Consider the following 14,139-nt stretch of genomic DNA (forward strand, 5'->3'; position numbering starts at 1 on the left):
CTTAACTAAAAAGCTTGTGTTTCTTTAGGTGTTTTCTAAGCTGCCTGTGCGGCAGTGAACAGTGGGGTAATGGTGATGTGCGATGCTTATGATTTCTAAGCTGCCTGTGCGGCAGTGAACACAAATACCGATTTACGCACATTTCGACGACTTTTCTAAGCTGCCTGTGCGGCAGTGAACGTGGATTGAGTTTGTAAGCGCCCTACCTATCTTTTCTAAGCTGCCTGTGCGGCAGTGAACTTTATATTGCTTTGATAGGTCAATGCGCTTGCTTTCTAAGCTGCCTGTGCGGCAGTGAACGTTATCAGCCTTGTTAATCGTCTTGATGTGGTTTTCTAAGCTGCCTGTGCGGCAGTGAACTCTCGCCAATGCAAACCTTGCTTTCTGAGCTTTTTCTAAGCTGCCTGTGCGGCAGTGAACGCTGATACGGGAGGATTAACGAGGCGCAAAGTTTCTAAGCTGCCTGTGCGGCAGTGAACGTTAAGCAATTGCTGCTCAGTGCGCCCTATGCTTTCTAAGCTGCCTGTGCGGCAGTGAACCCGTCTCTACGCGCTCTGCAAATGCAAGTCTGTTTCTAAGCTGCCTGTGCGGCAGTGAACGGTTCGGTCGCTTAATGTGGACAGCCGCAGACTTTCTAAGCTGCCTGTGCGGCAGTGAACGTCGCTGTTTTCCTTTATTGAGGTTTCAGCAATTTCTAAGCTGCCTGTGCGGCAGTGAACGCCACTTACAGCTACTTGAGTGCCTTTAACTATTTCTAAGCTGCCTGTGCGGCAGTGAACTTTAATATCATCAAGGCTCATTTCTTCCGTAATTTCTAAGCTGCCTGTGCGGCAGTGAACTCTCAATATCAGACTGTGACATTGGTGTTAGCTTTCTAAGCTGCCTGTGCGGCAGTGAACACCAAGCCGCGAACGTTGGCTTTACTGGTGGTTTTCTAAGCTGCCTGTGCGGCAGTGAACAATATAATATCACGCAAAAAACTAGTTACAACAATTGATTAAGGCAAAATACGAACTTTTACCTTATTTTTATCGCTTGTTGTAACTTACTGTTTTAGCTTCTAATTTTTAAAGAGCAAAAATAAAGGTTAAAACTGGGGAATACTAACCAGCTTTTCTTTCATATTATGGTTTGTGCTTAAACCATAACAATTAAATGTACCAACTTGCTGTACCGTAACTTCTACTTTTTTGATGAACAATGGGAATTTCCTACTTGCATTCAAGTCTCGCCGTCTCGTTTCTTGGCTTTCTAGCCAAATAAAAGGTAATTTGTTATTAGCTTTAGGTTTGCTTTTTTCAAGCTCTGCTAGGCAATCATTAAGCGGTTGCCCTGACTTTTCTGCCCAACGCTGTGCTTTATTGAGCATATCTTTTTCTATTCGCGCCTCACCTTTTACTTGCATCCGAACAAAAGCTGCATAAGTCACGCTTTCTGGCACTGGCTTTATTGATTTGATATGCACGTAATCTTCTAAACGGTTGAGCCATTTTGCAATATTTAGCTTAGTTAACTGTGTCTCATCGTTGGCAATTAACCGTAATTGATTTCCAAGCGGAAAAGCTTGCTCGCCACTTGCTTTAGTATTATAGCGAGGAAAACTCACTGCAATAGACGATTCATTCTTACCTACTTTGCTATCAACCAAGGCAATATGCACTTGTTGATAAACCTTTTGCCAAATAAAACCAAGGGTTATATCCGCTTCAGGCAATAAGGTTATATCGAGATAGTGTTTCATTTCCTCTCCCTTTCTTTATCAACTAAAGACTACTTATCACTTTCGCCAAATACACCACCACGTACTAAAATAGCCATCACGTAATGTTCATCTTCAATACGATCTAACTCTGTTCCGCGCGCCCATTTATCAAAAAAAGTATAAAAATCCTGTTTATCTTTCGGTGTTCTGTACGCTTTACCTAGATTAGTTACTGCGCCATAAGGTTCTATTGCAATTGGGCCTGCTGTTTTTTCTTCATCGTCAAACTCTGGGTACCAAGTGTCGATACTGCGAAGTGCGTTACCTAATTTTTGCGAATGCATAGCGGCAATATCTTTGACTGAATAGAGTATTTTACTTTTTTACCTTTGCCTTTATCCAATACTAATTCTTCACTTGGATACACTTCTTGGGCTTTACCCACTTGCACAAAGCAGTTTATTTCTAACATTAAAAAATCATCGCTGCTTGATAAAGCCAATGCTATACGCTCGCCTAACTCAGCAACTTGCTTATCATCATTATTAAAGTGACGTGTACTAAATTGTGTAGCGTCAAACATCCATGATTGCTTACTGTTTTTATTTAATGCGTTTACTTGTACTTCAATATTTTCAGCACCAACACGGTTACGCCATAAAAATCGGGCATTAGCTAAGTTAAGTGCATAGCGTTTGCCTAATTCTTTAAAGCCTTCTTTTTTAACATAAGTTGATACCGCTTTACTGTAGCTTTCTTTAAATAATGCGTTGTTACAAGCAGAAGGAGTTTGTACGCCACCTAATACTTTTAAAGTAAAGTGTAGTTTTAGTGTGTCTTGTTCTGGGTCAAGTGCGCAACTATCAACTGTTTGTAAATTAGCTTTTTCTACTTCTGCATTGAGTTTTACAGGATCGCTTTTAATTGCCGCTTTCAAACGATTTGAAATAGTACCGCGTACTGATTTTTCAATAAGTTGTAATGGTGTTTGAATACTTTTGTTATTACGGTCTTCCCACTGCGTGCCATACATGTAACCGTCTGACGGTACTAATTTCTTTTCAAATGCTAATACTGATGCTGTGTCTTGATTTTTAGCCATGATAATTTCCTTTTTAATAAATTAAGTTATTCGTAATAAGAGTTTTCAATTTCTTCTTCTGTTTGAATAGTTTTTTGTGTTTGACTACAAAGATATAAGTTATTGGTTTGGTCTGTTTGATAACGCCACAACATTTCATCAATTGATTTAATGCGGTGTGGCATTTTAAATTCACCTAACGTCACAACACTTTCTGCAAAACGATGAGGGGTATTTGGGTCTCGTTGATTTTTAGCTTCACCTAAGTCAGTTAAACCATGAAAACCTGTCGCTATAGGGACTATCCAACCTTTACTTTTCCGTTTGCTTGTCCAAGTTATTTTTTCAGCATCTTCGACAAGTGCTTTTTCACATTGATGATGAATCGCAAGGTGATCTATAAGTGCGTCCATAGCATCTTGCCCTGCTTCCATAGCTTCAACCATTAAATCTCGACGTTCAATGATGGCGTAACCCGGCATGAGTTTTCGTGTTAATGCAGTAAGATCTGCTGTATTACCATTTTCTATTTTAAAAAATTGAGGCGCTTTAAACGTTAAAATGTCGCCACCAGCTATTTTCATTTTGCTGTTAAGTAGATGAGTAATATTGTCTTGTAGGTTTTGTTCGTCGTCCTTTTCAATGCCTGTATATTCAATTATTAATGACACATCTAAATGGCAACGTGCTTCTTCTATAAATGCACTTCTTGAGCCTGTTTTGTCTAACGGGTTGCCAGTACCAATAATTGAATGAACAAAGTCATCAATACCTTTATGGGTTTGTAAGTCACATTGATGGCTAATTACCGCAACGCTATCAAACTTAATACTGTTATAACCTTTAGTATTTAATTTTCGTTGTAGTGCGTGTACCGCGCCAAGCCATACAGTCATCGCCGGAAAACCAATAGTAAAAGGACTTGAAAGGGCATTGGCGTTATGTACTTGTATATGAGGTAATAAAAGTAGTCGTTTTATATTGTTCATTTAAAGAACTCCCTATTACGATTAATAATGTCAGCAAATAACAAACGCTCAGCTTCACCTAATTTAATCGCTTGTTTATCTAGTACTTTTTCGTAACTACGGCTTAACCATGCTGATATTTCAGTCACTAGTAAATCTAACCATTGTTCTGAGTTTTCTCTTTCCTTGATATTATTGGCAAGCAACCAAGTACGTTGGGTACTCGATAGTGAAGAGGTGCCCTCGTGGAATTGAGTTTGCGAAACAGCGCGAACTGCCCACATCTTCTCAATAAGTAAGTCGATTATGTTTTGTAGATAACCGTCCCGCGCATCACGAATATTAATATTGTTATAATCTGCCTGAAACAGTTTATGTAATGCTTTAAAGTGATCGGCATATTCGTATTTTTTAAATGATTCGACAAAAAAATTACTTTTTGGGAAGTGAATATTTCGTTTTTCGATACTTGGTGGCAATGATGATAAAAGATGTGCTTTACCGCCATTTTGATTATTTAGCACGCTGATATTTTGTGGTTTTGTACCACCATAACCTATGGTTGTTAAACCATAAATTTCGCTATAGCCTTGTTCACTAAATTCATTTTTTCGCTTTTTATCGCGTAGTTCTTTTACTTCATCTGAAAATCGTAATTTATCGAGTCGTGAACGTAATTGATAAACCATCCCTGAGTTTGTTAACAGCGATAGTTGGTGATAATCATCATCAACAGGAAAGTAAACCTGTTTTATCTTAGAGCTCGTAATACTTTCAGTTGCCCCTTCAATCATAGTTAAAAAACCAGCCCTCAACTCTTGGTAATTAGTAGATTTAATAGTTAATAATGTTTGAGCTAATTCTGTTTCGTCTTGAATGTGAGTCAGTAAATTACAACCATCTTGCATATTCAATGTTAAGAATTTATATACGTCTAATGCAGCTGCATTACCTAATGCATCAGTAGCAACTGCCACATTACCAGTTTTTAAATAACCATCTTCAATTCTTTCAATTTCAGCTAAAACAGATGAAACATAACCATTTTTATTTTTTCTTGCACTAGGGTGGCTAAAGGTACAAGGATGAGTAGACATTGATATTTGCCCTGCCCTTTTAGCAGCACTAGGTAACCACTCATTTAACGAAAACTGTTGTTCACACAATAGCTCTAGTTCTTTTATTTCATATTCTTCCATTGATGCTTTTACATTCTTTTTTAACCAAGCTTCTTTACGCTCGATAAAATAATTTTGTATTGCTGGATCTAACATTACTGACCTCCTTTCTTATTCATTTTAACCAGTCCAAACTGGTCGTTATATTCGTATTGTGTGTTTTCACGCTCTACCATATTAATTTCACCATAACGAAGCGACACACGTTTAAGGCTTGTTAACCACGGTTCGCTTAAATACAGTGTCAAAAGCTGTTGATAATTTCGGTTTAACCATACGTTTTGTTGTTGTTTTTCTGTTATCGCCGAATGTTTGATATTGAGTATACTTTCGCGATTAATGGCTTGGTTATTCATATCGACTAACGGTTTACCTGCTTCATCTTTTTGAGTGAAATAACAACTGTCTTCAGTTTCGTTATAAAACAAGAATAAATTAATGCTCGGCTCACTTTTTCTAAAAGGGGTTAACACTTGTGGTAAAGCCGTTAAGTACCATGTTTCAGTTAAGTAACCTTGCATAGTGTTGGCACCAGATTCAGAAAAATTTGTCAATTGTGCTGCCGTTACTTTGTGTTCAATAAATGCTAATAACTGCTTATCTGTTTGGGTAGGTACTTTAATTCTAGGAATGGCATTTAGACTTTTGCTAATCCGTGATTCATTCACTAATTTATTAATATCATGATTATGTAATGTTTTATCCCAGCCATCTTCGTAACCAGGTCTAATAAAATACTTTTCACCTTGTTTGTCATCACCTTTAAAAGCTTTGAGGTTATATTGCATGATTCCAATATTAGCGAGTTCAATAGCTTCGGCTCTATGCCTGCGTACGCGTCCTGCCAATTGCACAATTGATCGGTAAGAAGACGGTTCAATAATCGCCCAGTCAAAATCATGATCACGCCCTACTTCTTCTACCGGTGTGGCAACTAAAATAAAAATGACATTTTTTACTGCGTTACTCTTTTTGCTGCATAAGTCTAAATGCTGTCGAATAATTGAATTTGAAAAGGCTTGTTGTGACTCTCCTGCTTTTTCCTTTCTTTTTAATACGGCATCAAGATGCTTTTCTTGTTCGTGACGTAAGAGTAATACTTGTTGACTGTGATAAGCCATCACCTTTACTTGGGTATCAACTGGATAATCTGCTTGTAATAAATATTTAGTCAATTCAACACAAGGAGAAATATTTGCGACACGTACCACGCCAAATGACACATTTATACCTGTGTTAGCGTCAGTACTATGATGTTGTTGATGCTTAGCTAAAGTGGCTAGCTTTACTGTTGAAAAATAATGAAATTGTTTACTTTTTTCGACGTCATATTCTTTGGTTAAGACTTCCTCTAATATTAGCGGGCAAGGTACTATGTTAGCTTTACACTTCGCGATTTGTTTATTCAAGCTATTAACACGTTTATCAATAAAATTACTGTGATTAGCTTGATATTGTTCAAGCGCACTATCGCTTTGTCCTACATTCACGCTATGGGTATGTGTGGTAAATTCATCTATCCATGCACACCCTATTTCAGCTTTGGCTTCATCTCGGCTATTAGTGAAAATTTGCCAGCCTTTTTTGTAAGCATTGAAATAACCTAACGCTAAATCAGGTGGAATAGTTGCTGATGAAATCATCACTTTTCTACCTAACATGCCTGCTAAATGAATAAGACGACCAATAGCAATAAGATCATCACCGGTAAAATCATCTATTTCATCAATAACTAAGTCTGATGACATTAAACGCAAACTTGGCAATATATAACGCCCACCTCGTTTGGTTTCAGTTGCTGCCATCATGTGATCGATAGTACACGCGAGTACAGGAGCATATAGAAATTGTTTATCTTTAGTACAGGTTAATACTGTGCTTAATCCTTCTTCGGGGATTTCACAATCATAATCAATAAACTCATCTAGTAAGGCTTCTCTAGATTCAGAACCTAACACTTCATCTGATATTTCATCTTGTTTAATTTCGCGCTTGTTATGTAATTCAGCAACAGCTCTTGAGCCAATTAATACCGCTAAATCAGATTTAGTTAACCCTATTCTATCGCGGTATTCATCGCCTGTTTGTAAGGTTAATGTGCGCAAACCAAGAGCTAAAATATAACGTAAGCTTTTACCGTCAACCGACAAAGCACGCATTACTTTGGCGTTAGCAAAGGTTTTACCACAGCCAGTACTTGCCATGTTTACCGCGAAAAATCCTGATACTTTTTTATCTTGCTGTGTTTTCCATTCATTAATTTTTGTAACGGCTTTATCTTGCCATTTATATTGAGGATCGGTACTTACTTTTCTTAATACTTGAATGTCAGTTGCTGCTGGCGGCTCTTGTTCAAATGCTGGTAATAAATGAGCTGTGTTTAATGCATTTTTTGCCACACCTACTAAATGCTCGTCGAGCTTTTGTTTTAGCTCACTTGTATCTCTATCGGTATTAGCAAATAGCCCTGTGTTATCTTGCCAATTTTTAGCGGCACCTTGTGATGAATAAAAATGATCGCCTAGCATTAAACACAAACGCGCATGATGGAGCACCAATCGATAACTACCATCTTGTATTGCAGACTCAAGTAAAGGTAGATTATTTTTTAGACTTGTTGCCCAACGTTTTATTTGCCTACACCACTCTTTAGATTCTGATAACAGACCATTGGGGAACGCAAAACATTGTTTAACGCGTTCATTATATTCGGCTTCGTCTTGTTTGTTTTCATAACCCCACTCTTGGGTAATAAGCTTGAGGATTGAAGATAAGTCAGGCGATTTTTCATCTCGCCAGTCTCCTTTTGTATAAGGTAAGCGATGATGTGAAACAATTAACCATGCGAGCAATTTTGCGGCATTAGGTAACTCACTAAGTGGCTTTAAGTTTTCTTTTTTAACTGCTTTTTTTAATTGGCTCTCATTAGCGCCAGCTGTAATCAGTTCATTTAGCCAAGCTTCATCAGCTTTATTACTTACTAAAGCATTGAGTAATAAAACAGAAATCCATTCGTGCCGTAATGGATCTCCCTTAAATTTATTTTTACTGTTAGGTTTCAATTTTTCTTGGAATAGTTGTGATGCTTTGCCCCAGTCATGTAGCAATGCAGAAAGACCTGCTAGTGATTTAATTAAGGGCAAATACTTCCAGTCATTTTCTATTTCGCTATTTAATAAGTTTTTCTTAGTACTATTAACCGACACTATCCCTTCGCAATTAAATTTACTTTTATTTCCCACTACCCATATAAATTGACTACGGCTACGCGAACGTATCCAATGGCAGCTTACTGCGGTACTTTTACTTGCTGTTTGTCGCAGCATTTTTTTAACTGTGAGCAAGCCATCTTCGGTGATCAGGGTTTGCCACGTATTATCGCCAATTCTGTTGGCAAAGGCGTCGAGTACACGTCGTGTTTTTTTTAGCGCATTTTTTTCACACTGCGATACAAACGTGACCATCATAAATTGTGTTCCTCTATATGGTTTTGTGGGTAATTTTGCAGTGCAATTGTTTTGGCTGTATCAAACATAAAGTCGAGGGATTTATGATCTGTAAAGGCTTGCAATACTTGCTGGCGAAACTCTTGCTCTGTGGCATTTTCTTTGGCACATATAAATGCCCAAGGAAGTACGACTGCATCTTTTATTAAATCGGCTACATCAAACACTAAGGCACCACGTCTGGTTTTTCCATGCATTACGGCAAAACCATGAGGAATGCCTAACACCCACAAACAACTTGCAGCTAATCCATAGGCAAGGTAGTTACCGTGATTTAAAAAGTCGTTGGCTTTATCAGTGCTTTGGTGCTGGCGTTTAAATGCTGCTGCGTTGGTATTATTTGCAGCGTATTTATAAAGTACTTTGGTTAATTGTGCTTCGGTAAGTAGTAATTCTGATTGCTTAGTTGCTGCACTAGTACGCGTTTTAAACGTACTCAATGCTTTTTGCATTTGCTCACTATTAAAGTCAAATCCTTCACTTTTTAAATCGCGGTCTTTATTCCATACTTTTTGTAAATAGCTAATACGGGCTTGCTGCATTGTTTTTGCAGCGAGTAAACGTTTTTCGTCTTCAAACCAGAATTGTAGCCAACCATGTAAGTATTCAGTTGGTCTATATTCGCTTTGAGGTGTAAACCATTCAACCTCACAGGCCATATATAAAGGGGTACCTCCTCCACCAGCAAAACCAACAAGCACACCTGCTTGTGACAACATTCGCATTGCAGCTTGCGTTATTGATGTACCATTTCCCAGTAATAATACGGTGGTATTAGCAATAGGTACGTTAAAGTATTGGTTTTCGCTTTTAGCTTCAGTAAGGTATAAAACACGCCCGTCTTTTTGCATAACACGGCAGTATTCTAAGTAATACATATTGGCGCGTTTTGAGTGTAAAATTGTTTTTAAGTCACTTGGGCTAAAATCGTCCATTACTTTCATCCTTTATTATCATTCCTTTTAAATTACGGGCTGTTTAGCTTATGAGCAACACTGTATATTTATCACCTGTCGTAATTTCAGGCATGTTTTTAATCTATTACTTACTTTGCTTGTTAAATATTACGGCATATAAGGCTGTAGACTCGCTAAACAATCGGGGCTGAGTATAATCTGTTGAGCTTCGGGGTTTGTTTGGTAACTGTCTACACGTAGTTGTTTTAAAAGATAAAGTAATAAAGCCGCACGTATGCTTATGTTGCGTTTGTAATTGCCATTTGAATCTTGGTTCATTTGATGATCGAGGGCTATTATTCTTGCTTTATTAGGGGTTAATCGAGGGTCGGGTTCTATGCTGACTGTAATTTGAGTTTGCCATAATGTGTCGTGTTGTTGGTCATATTTTGCTGGTCCTTCTACTTCACATTCACCATTAAAACGAGTAAGAACAAAGTCTCTAAAGTCTCTATTTTTTTCACAATAGGCGCGTACATGCCAACGGGTACCGTCAAAAACCAAATTATGTGGACTCATGATACGTGATTCAAACTCAGGGCTTGATACAGATGCATAACCTACATCTATCCGTTGCTTATGCTTTAGTGCATATAGTATACCACTCACTCTTTTTGGGTTTACTGGTATTAGCGGGGATTGCATAGCAGTAAAGTGGTTATAATATTCACTTTGAATACCTTGTTGGGTAATATTTAAATATGTACCAAGATCTTGCGCACCATACTTTGGCATAAAGTATTTTGTAGCTTGATATCCTTTTTTTGAGTTGTTGTAAGCCAAAAAGTCAGGATACAGTTTTAGGTAATCTTGTATGTATTTAGATGCACTTGAACGGCTTATATTAAAATGGTGTTGTATGTGCTTTGTAGTTAAGCGATTTTCCCAAAATACAATAAGTTCTATAAAATGAAAACGCTTTACAAGATCGTAATTTAAATGTGTTATGGCGCTGCTCCTTAGCTGTTTTATTCTTTTTCACAAAATACCAAACTTGATAAAAATAACAATAAAAATTTACCAAAGCTGTGTTGCTGATAGTTTATATACTCAAGCACTGCGTGTACTCCTTTTTTAGCTACGCAAGGTTGGTATTCATTACAATTAATAATTTGTAATATTACGCCCTCCAGTCAAAACAAGATATTAGTCGGTAAAGAATGTTACACGCTGGAATTTATAATAGTGGCTGTACTACTATTCAAGTAATTTTAAGAAAACACTTATTGATAAGACTCTCTCTGAAAAGCAGATGACATTGTGGGCTATATCTATTTAAAAATAAAAAAAGCAAGCCTGGTGGCTTGCTTTTGATCGTCTCTAAAGACAACACACTTTATAATCTAAATTTAATAACTACTTTTAAAATCTATAACTAGCACCAAACGTTATACGGCGGTCTGTAAGACCTTGGAAACAAAGTAAAGCGCCTTCATTTACACAAGATTGACTCACCTCCGATTCAGTTAAGTTAACTGCTTCGATACCGATGTTTAGTTGATCATTTACGTCGTAACTTATGCTGGCATTAAGTTGGCCTCTGTCTTCTTGAACAACAGGGAAACCCCAAGGAAAGCTTGATGTACTACCAAAATCAGTTGAACGATACCCTTCACGCCACGTGTAGCGAGCGCGTGCAGACAAACCGTATTTTTCATAGTAGAAAGTAACGTTGTATGCATTTTCAGACAGATCAATTAATGATTGTTTAGCACTTATATCTGCGTCTGCATTTCCGGTTGTTAATGCAAAAACAGCGTTAGCACGGCTTGTTGCAGTGTCAAACGATTCACCACCAGAAAACTCTTGGTAAGTATAGTTTGCAACGATACCAAAGCCTGATGCCCAACCTAGCTCTTTTTCAAAGCTTGATAAGTCATACTGAGCAGCAAGCTCTATGCCTTGTTGTGTTGTTTCACCAGAATCATTGATAGTTGTTCGTGTTGGAACGCACAACCCTACTCCGGCATTTGGACCAAATACATTTATATCTGCAATTGGGTTAAATATGCCGCCGCCTTCACACTGAGGGCCATCTGTGTCGCGAAATCCTGTACTTGGATCTTCAAACGGGTCAACTTGCTGAGTTACGTGTAAATCGCTACGGGTTTTATGAAAATACCCTACACTCAATAAAGCAGCTGGGGCAAAATACCAATCTGCAGAAATATCGAAAGACGTTACTTCTTCAGGCACTAATCCCGAATTACCGATTGAGACTGCGCTATTAGGGCTCGTACCAAACGTAACAGATGTTGATAGGTCATCAAAATCAGGGCGTCTGATATCTTTTGACCAACCCAGACGAACAATAACATCTTCTGTTACGTTCGCTGATAAATTGAATCTTGGTAATAAGAAGTCGTAATCACCTTTAGAGGTTATTTGAGTAACCAATTCATTACCGCTGCCATCTTGAGTAACTGAATTACCAAGCGATGTTACTTCTGTTTCTAAATAACGAAGACCAAAATTACCTCGGAATATACCGTACTCAAAGTTAGCTTGAGCGTATAAGGCATGAGTTTCTTCTTCAATATCAAAAAAGGCATTTACTTGAGACGTTGGCGAGCTTATTGGGCCACGATCAGAGCCTGTTATTGCATTATTGGCTTCAATTGCTTGGTTAAGCGCTGCTAAAACACCTTCTGGATCAGAAGAAGCAAGCTCTGGATTTATAAGTAAAAAATCACGAATGTAAAGCGCTCGTCCATCGGCATCATTAAAGTTATCAGGACCCGCTGTGAGTAATTGAGCAAATAAATCACCGGTTGGACTATCGGCTAGACTTCTTAAACCAACGTTAGAGCGAACTTGATCCGACACACTACTCGCTTTGCTATAGCGGTAACCAAAGTCGACTGACGTTATTACGTCATCTAAGTAGTAGGTAAAGTCTGTACGAAATGCATCCTCTTTATTTTCTGATTCGTCTTGTCCTTGGTTTACATCACGTAAAACAACATTTGCAGGGTCGAGTAATTGAGCCATTGTAGGTGCATTTGCTTCACCCGTTGCAATACCGAATGTAAGTGCATCGCCTGTTAAGTCATACTCAAATGGGGTGCCGTTTTCGTTTGATGAATTAGTTGCAACATTTGGGTTTATAAAATTAAGCGTTGTATTAAAGCTTGGTGTAGAAGAATCTGCACGTGACGTTGATGCTTCAACACTTGCAAATAATCTATCGCCCTGCCATTCACCGCCAATTCTAAATATTTTACTTTCGGTAATACGTGAATTTGTATCACTAGAAAAACGCAAGTTAGGATCGCCATCCCCGTCTTCTACAGGAATAACACCGCGCACTGCTGCTTGTATGCTCCCTAAATTTTGACCATCGAGCGAACCAAAGTTAACGGTTTCAAATTCACTTGGTATTGATACATTTCTTAGGTCACTTACACCTGAAGCTTGTACTCTTGAGCTTTCTTGGCGACGCTCTTGATCGTTGACAACAGCATCAAAAAAGAATTTCATATTATCATTTGGTGCATATTCAAATGTACCCGCGAAATTTTTTGTTTCGTATTCGTAGTTATCGTAATCTTGAATTAAAAATTGAATAGGTAAGAAGTCAAACGATTGTGCACTTGCCGCCCCACTATCAGCTGCTACTGAGTTATCTCTGTCAACACGAGGGCGAAATGCGGTTACGTCTTGCTCACTGTAACTGCCGCTAAATACAACACCAAATTTACCACCAGAATCGAGCTCCCAGTTATCACCCCAAGCACCAGATACTCTAGGAGTAACACTATCTGTTGATAAGCTACTATCTTCACCTTGGACTCGAATTGAGCCAAGCGTTTCATTTAATTGTAACGGGCGAATTGTTTTAAGGTTTATTGTTGCGCCCACAGAGCCTTCAATTGTTTTTGCCTCTGGTGATTTAATTACTTCTACGCCAGAGATAATTGCAGCTGATACATCTTCAAAACTAATGCCACTTCGTCCAGATCCTGAACCAACTGTTGATACGCCGTTCACTTCTGTACGATTAGCATTGGTGCCACGAATTTGAACCCCCGTACCGACCCCTGCTTCACGGGTAATTTGGATCCCCGTTACATTTTCTAACACTTCGGCTAGATTTTGATCGGGCAGTTTACCAATATCTACAGCTTCAATTATTTCAACGAGACTGTCTGCTGAGCGTTTTTGTGCAAGCGCATTTGTTAGCGATTGTCGAATACCTGATACCTCTATAACCTCAACATCGTCTGCAGCTTTTTTTGGCGCTTCCTGTGCCTGTGTGGACAAAGACATACCAAGTGCTGTTGCCGATATAACTGCCAATGTGATTTTAGATAACTTGTGACTCATAGTTTTTTTCCTGTGTGTGTGAAATGCTATGCTACTTGTTACTTTTCATACAAAATTGAATTAGTGCATTACAAAATGTTAACTTGATATTTACACCCAAAACCGAAAAGGTCAACCACGATGTAAGTCAAAAACCATAAAATAATTCAAATTTATTATTACCAAAAATAAAAATTTCATGCTTATCAATTACAACAATGTAGTACAAAAATACAACTAACTGTAATTTAAATAGTTTTTAAATCATTTGCGCAGCACTATAGTAGTAGTTAAATAGTGTTTTTAAGTTAATTATTCCGTTATATTATTTAGCTATAAAATGAATACTTTTAAGTATAAAAGTAAAAAAGCCCTTAAATTGGTTAACCAATTAAAAGTATATTAGACTTTTGGCTAGAATAAAAAAGGTACAATAATAAAAC

Annotated in this window: 7 protein-coding genes, 1 pseudogene and 1 CRISPR repeat array; all 8 genes and pseudogenes read right to left on the reverse strand. The window is 38.0% G+C overall.

Going from position 1 to position 14,139, the window contains the following annotated elements; translation table 11 throughout:
* The first annotated feature begins 32 nt into the window (after nt 1-32).
* A CRISPR array of direct repeats spans nt 33-959; the repeat unit is 28 nt; unit sequence TTTCTAAGCTGCCTGTGCGGCAGTGAAC.
* A 128-nt stretch (nt 960-1,087) separates the two neighbouring features.
* The 8 genes and pseudogenes from cas6f to P20652_RS07655 all read right to left on the reverse strand — a co-directional run bounded on the left by cas6f (nt 1,088) and on the right by P20652_RS07655 (nt 13,717).
* Nucleotides 1,088-1,741 carry a type I-F CRISPR-associated endoribonuclease Cas6/Csy4 gene (cas6f, locus tag P20652_RS07680; protein ID WP_008169475.1) on the reverse strand — a complete coding sequence of 218 codons (654 nt, stop codon included), beginning with the start codon at nt 1,739-1,741 and terminating at the stop codon, nt 1,088-1,090.
* Nucleotides 1,742-1,770: 29 nt separating this feature from the next.
* A pseudogene (csy3, locus tag P20652_RS18330) lies at nt 1,771-2,804 on the reverse strand (type I-F CRISPR-associated protein Csy3).
* A gap of 26 nt (nt 2,805-2,830) precedes the next feature.
* Nucleotides 2,831-3,772, reverse strand: coding sequence for a type I-F CRISPR-associated protein Csy2 (gene csy2, locus P20652_RS07675; protein ID WP_008169481.1), 942 nt, complete (start codon nt 3,770-3,772; stop codon nt 2,831-2,833).
* Nucleotides 3,769-5,025: a type I-F CRISPR-associated protein Csy1 gene (gene csy1, locus P20652_RS07670; RefSeq protein WP_008169482.1), complete on the reverse strand. Its 1,257-nt coding sequence runs from the start codon at nt 5,023-5,025 to the stop codon at nt 3,769-3,771. The genes csy2 and csy1 overlap by 4 nt, the downstream gene beginning before the upstream one ends.
* Nucleotides 5,025-8,396 (reverse strand): type I-F CRISPR-associated helicase Cas3f, encoded by a 3,372-nt coding sequence (cas3f, locus tag P20652_RS07665; RefSeq protein WP_008169483.1) that lies wholly within the window; start codon nt 8,394-8,396, stop codon nt 5,025-5,027. The genes csy1 and cas3f overlap by 1 nt, the downstream gene beginning before the upstream one ends.
* Nucleotides 8,393-9,370, reverse strand: coding sequence for a type I-F CRISPR-associated endonuclease Cas1f (cas1f, locus tag P20652_RS07660; protein ID WP_033017550.1), 978 nt, complete (start codon nt 9,368-9,370; stop codon nt 8,393-8,395). The genes cas3f and cas1f overlap by 4 nt, the downstream gene beginning before the upstream one ends.
* 129 nt (nt 9,371-9,499) lie before the next feature.
* On the reverse strand, nt 9,500-10,126 hold the full coding sequence (locus tag P20652_RS18335; RefSeq protein ID WP_008169485.1) for a WYL domain-containing protein: 627 nt from the start codon (nt 10,124-10,126) through the stop codon (nt 9,500-9,502).
* 627 nt (nt 10,127-10,753) lie between these two features.
* Nucleotides 10,754-13,717: a TonB-dependent receptor gene (locus tag P20652_RS07655; RefSeq protein WP_008169487.1), complete on the reverse strand. Its 2,964-nt coding sequence runs from the start codon at nt 13,715-13,717 to the stop codon at nt 10,754-10,756.
* Nucleotides 13,718-14,139: the final 422 nt, after the last annotated feature.

Source organism: Pseudoalteromonas sp. BSi20652 (assembly GCF_000239855.1).
In the GTDB taxonomy this organism is placed as follows: domain Bacteria; phylum Pseudomonadota; class Gammaproteobacteria; order Enterobacterales; family Alteromonadaceae; genus Pseudoalteromonas.

What these genes read in the sequence shown, in the direction of transcription:
- cas6f (WP_008169475.1), bottom strand. Translation starts at nt 1,741, where the DNA reads ATGAAACACTATCTCGATATAACCTTATTGCCTGAAGCGGATATAACC.
- csy2 (WP_008169481.1), bottom strand. Translation starts at nt 3,772, where the DNA reads ATGAACAATATAAAACGACTACTTTTATTACCTCATATACAAGTACAT.
- csy1 (WP_008169482.1), bottom strand. Translation starts at nt 5,025, where the DNA reads ATGTTAGATCCAGCAATACAAAATTATTTTATCGAGCGTAAAGAAGCT.
- cas3f (WP_008169483.1), bottom strand. Translation starts at nt 8,396, where the DNA reads ATGATGGTCACGTTTGTATCGCAGTGTGAAAAAAATGCGCTAAAAAAA.
- cas1f (WP_033017550.1), bottom strand. Translation starts at nt 9,370, where the DNA reads ATGGACGATTTTAGCCCAAGTGACTTAAAAACAATTTTACACTCAAAA.
- P20652_RS18335 (WP_008169485.1), bottom strand. Translation starts at nt 10,126, where the DNA reads ATGCCAAAGTATGGTGCGCAAGATCTTGGTACATATTTAAATATTACC.
- P20652_RS07655 (WP_008169487.1), bottom strand. Translation starts at nt 13,717, where the DNA reads ATGAGTCACAAGTTATCTAAAATCACATTGGCAGTTATATCGGCAACA.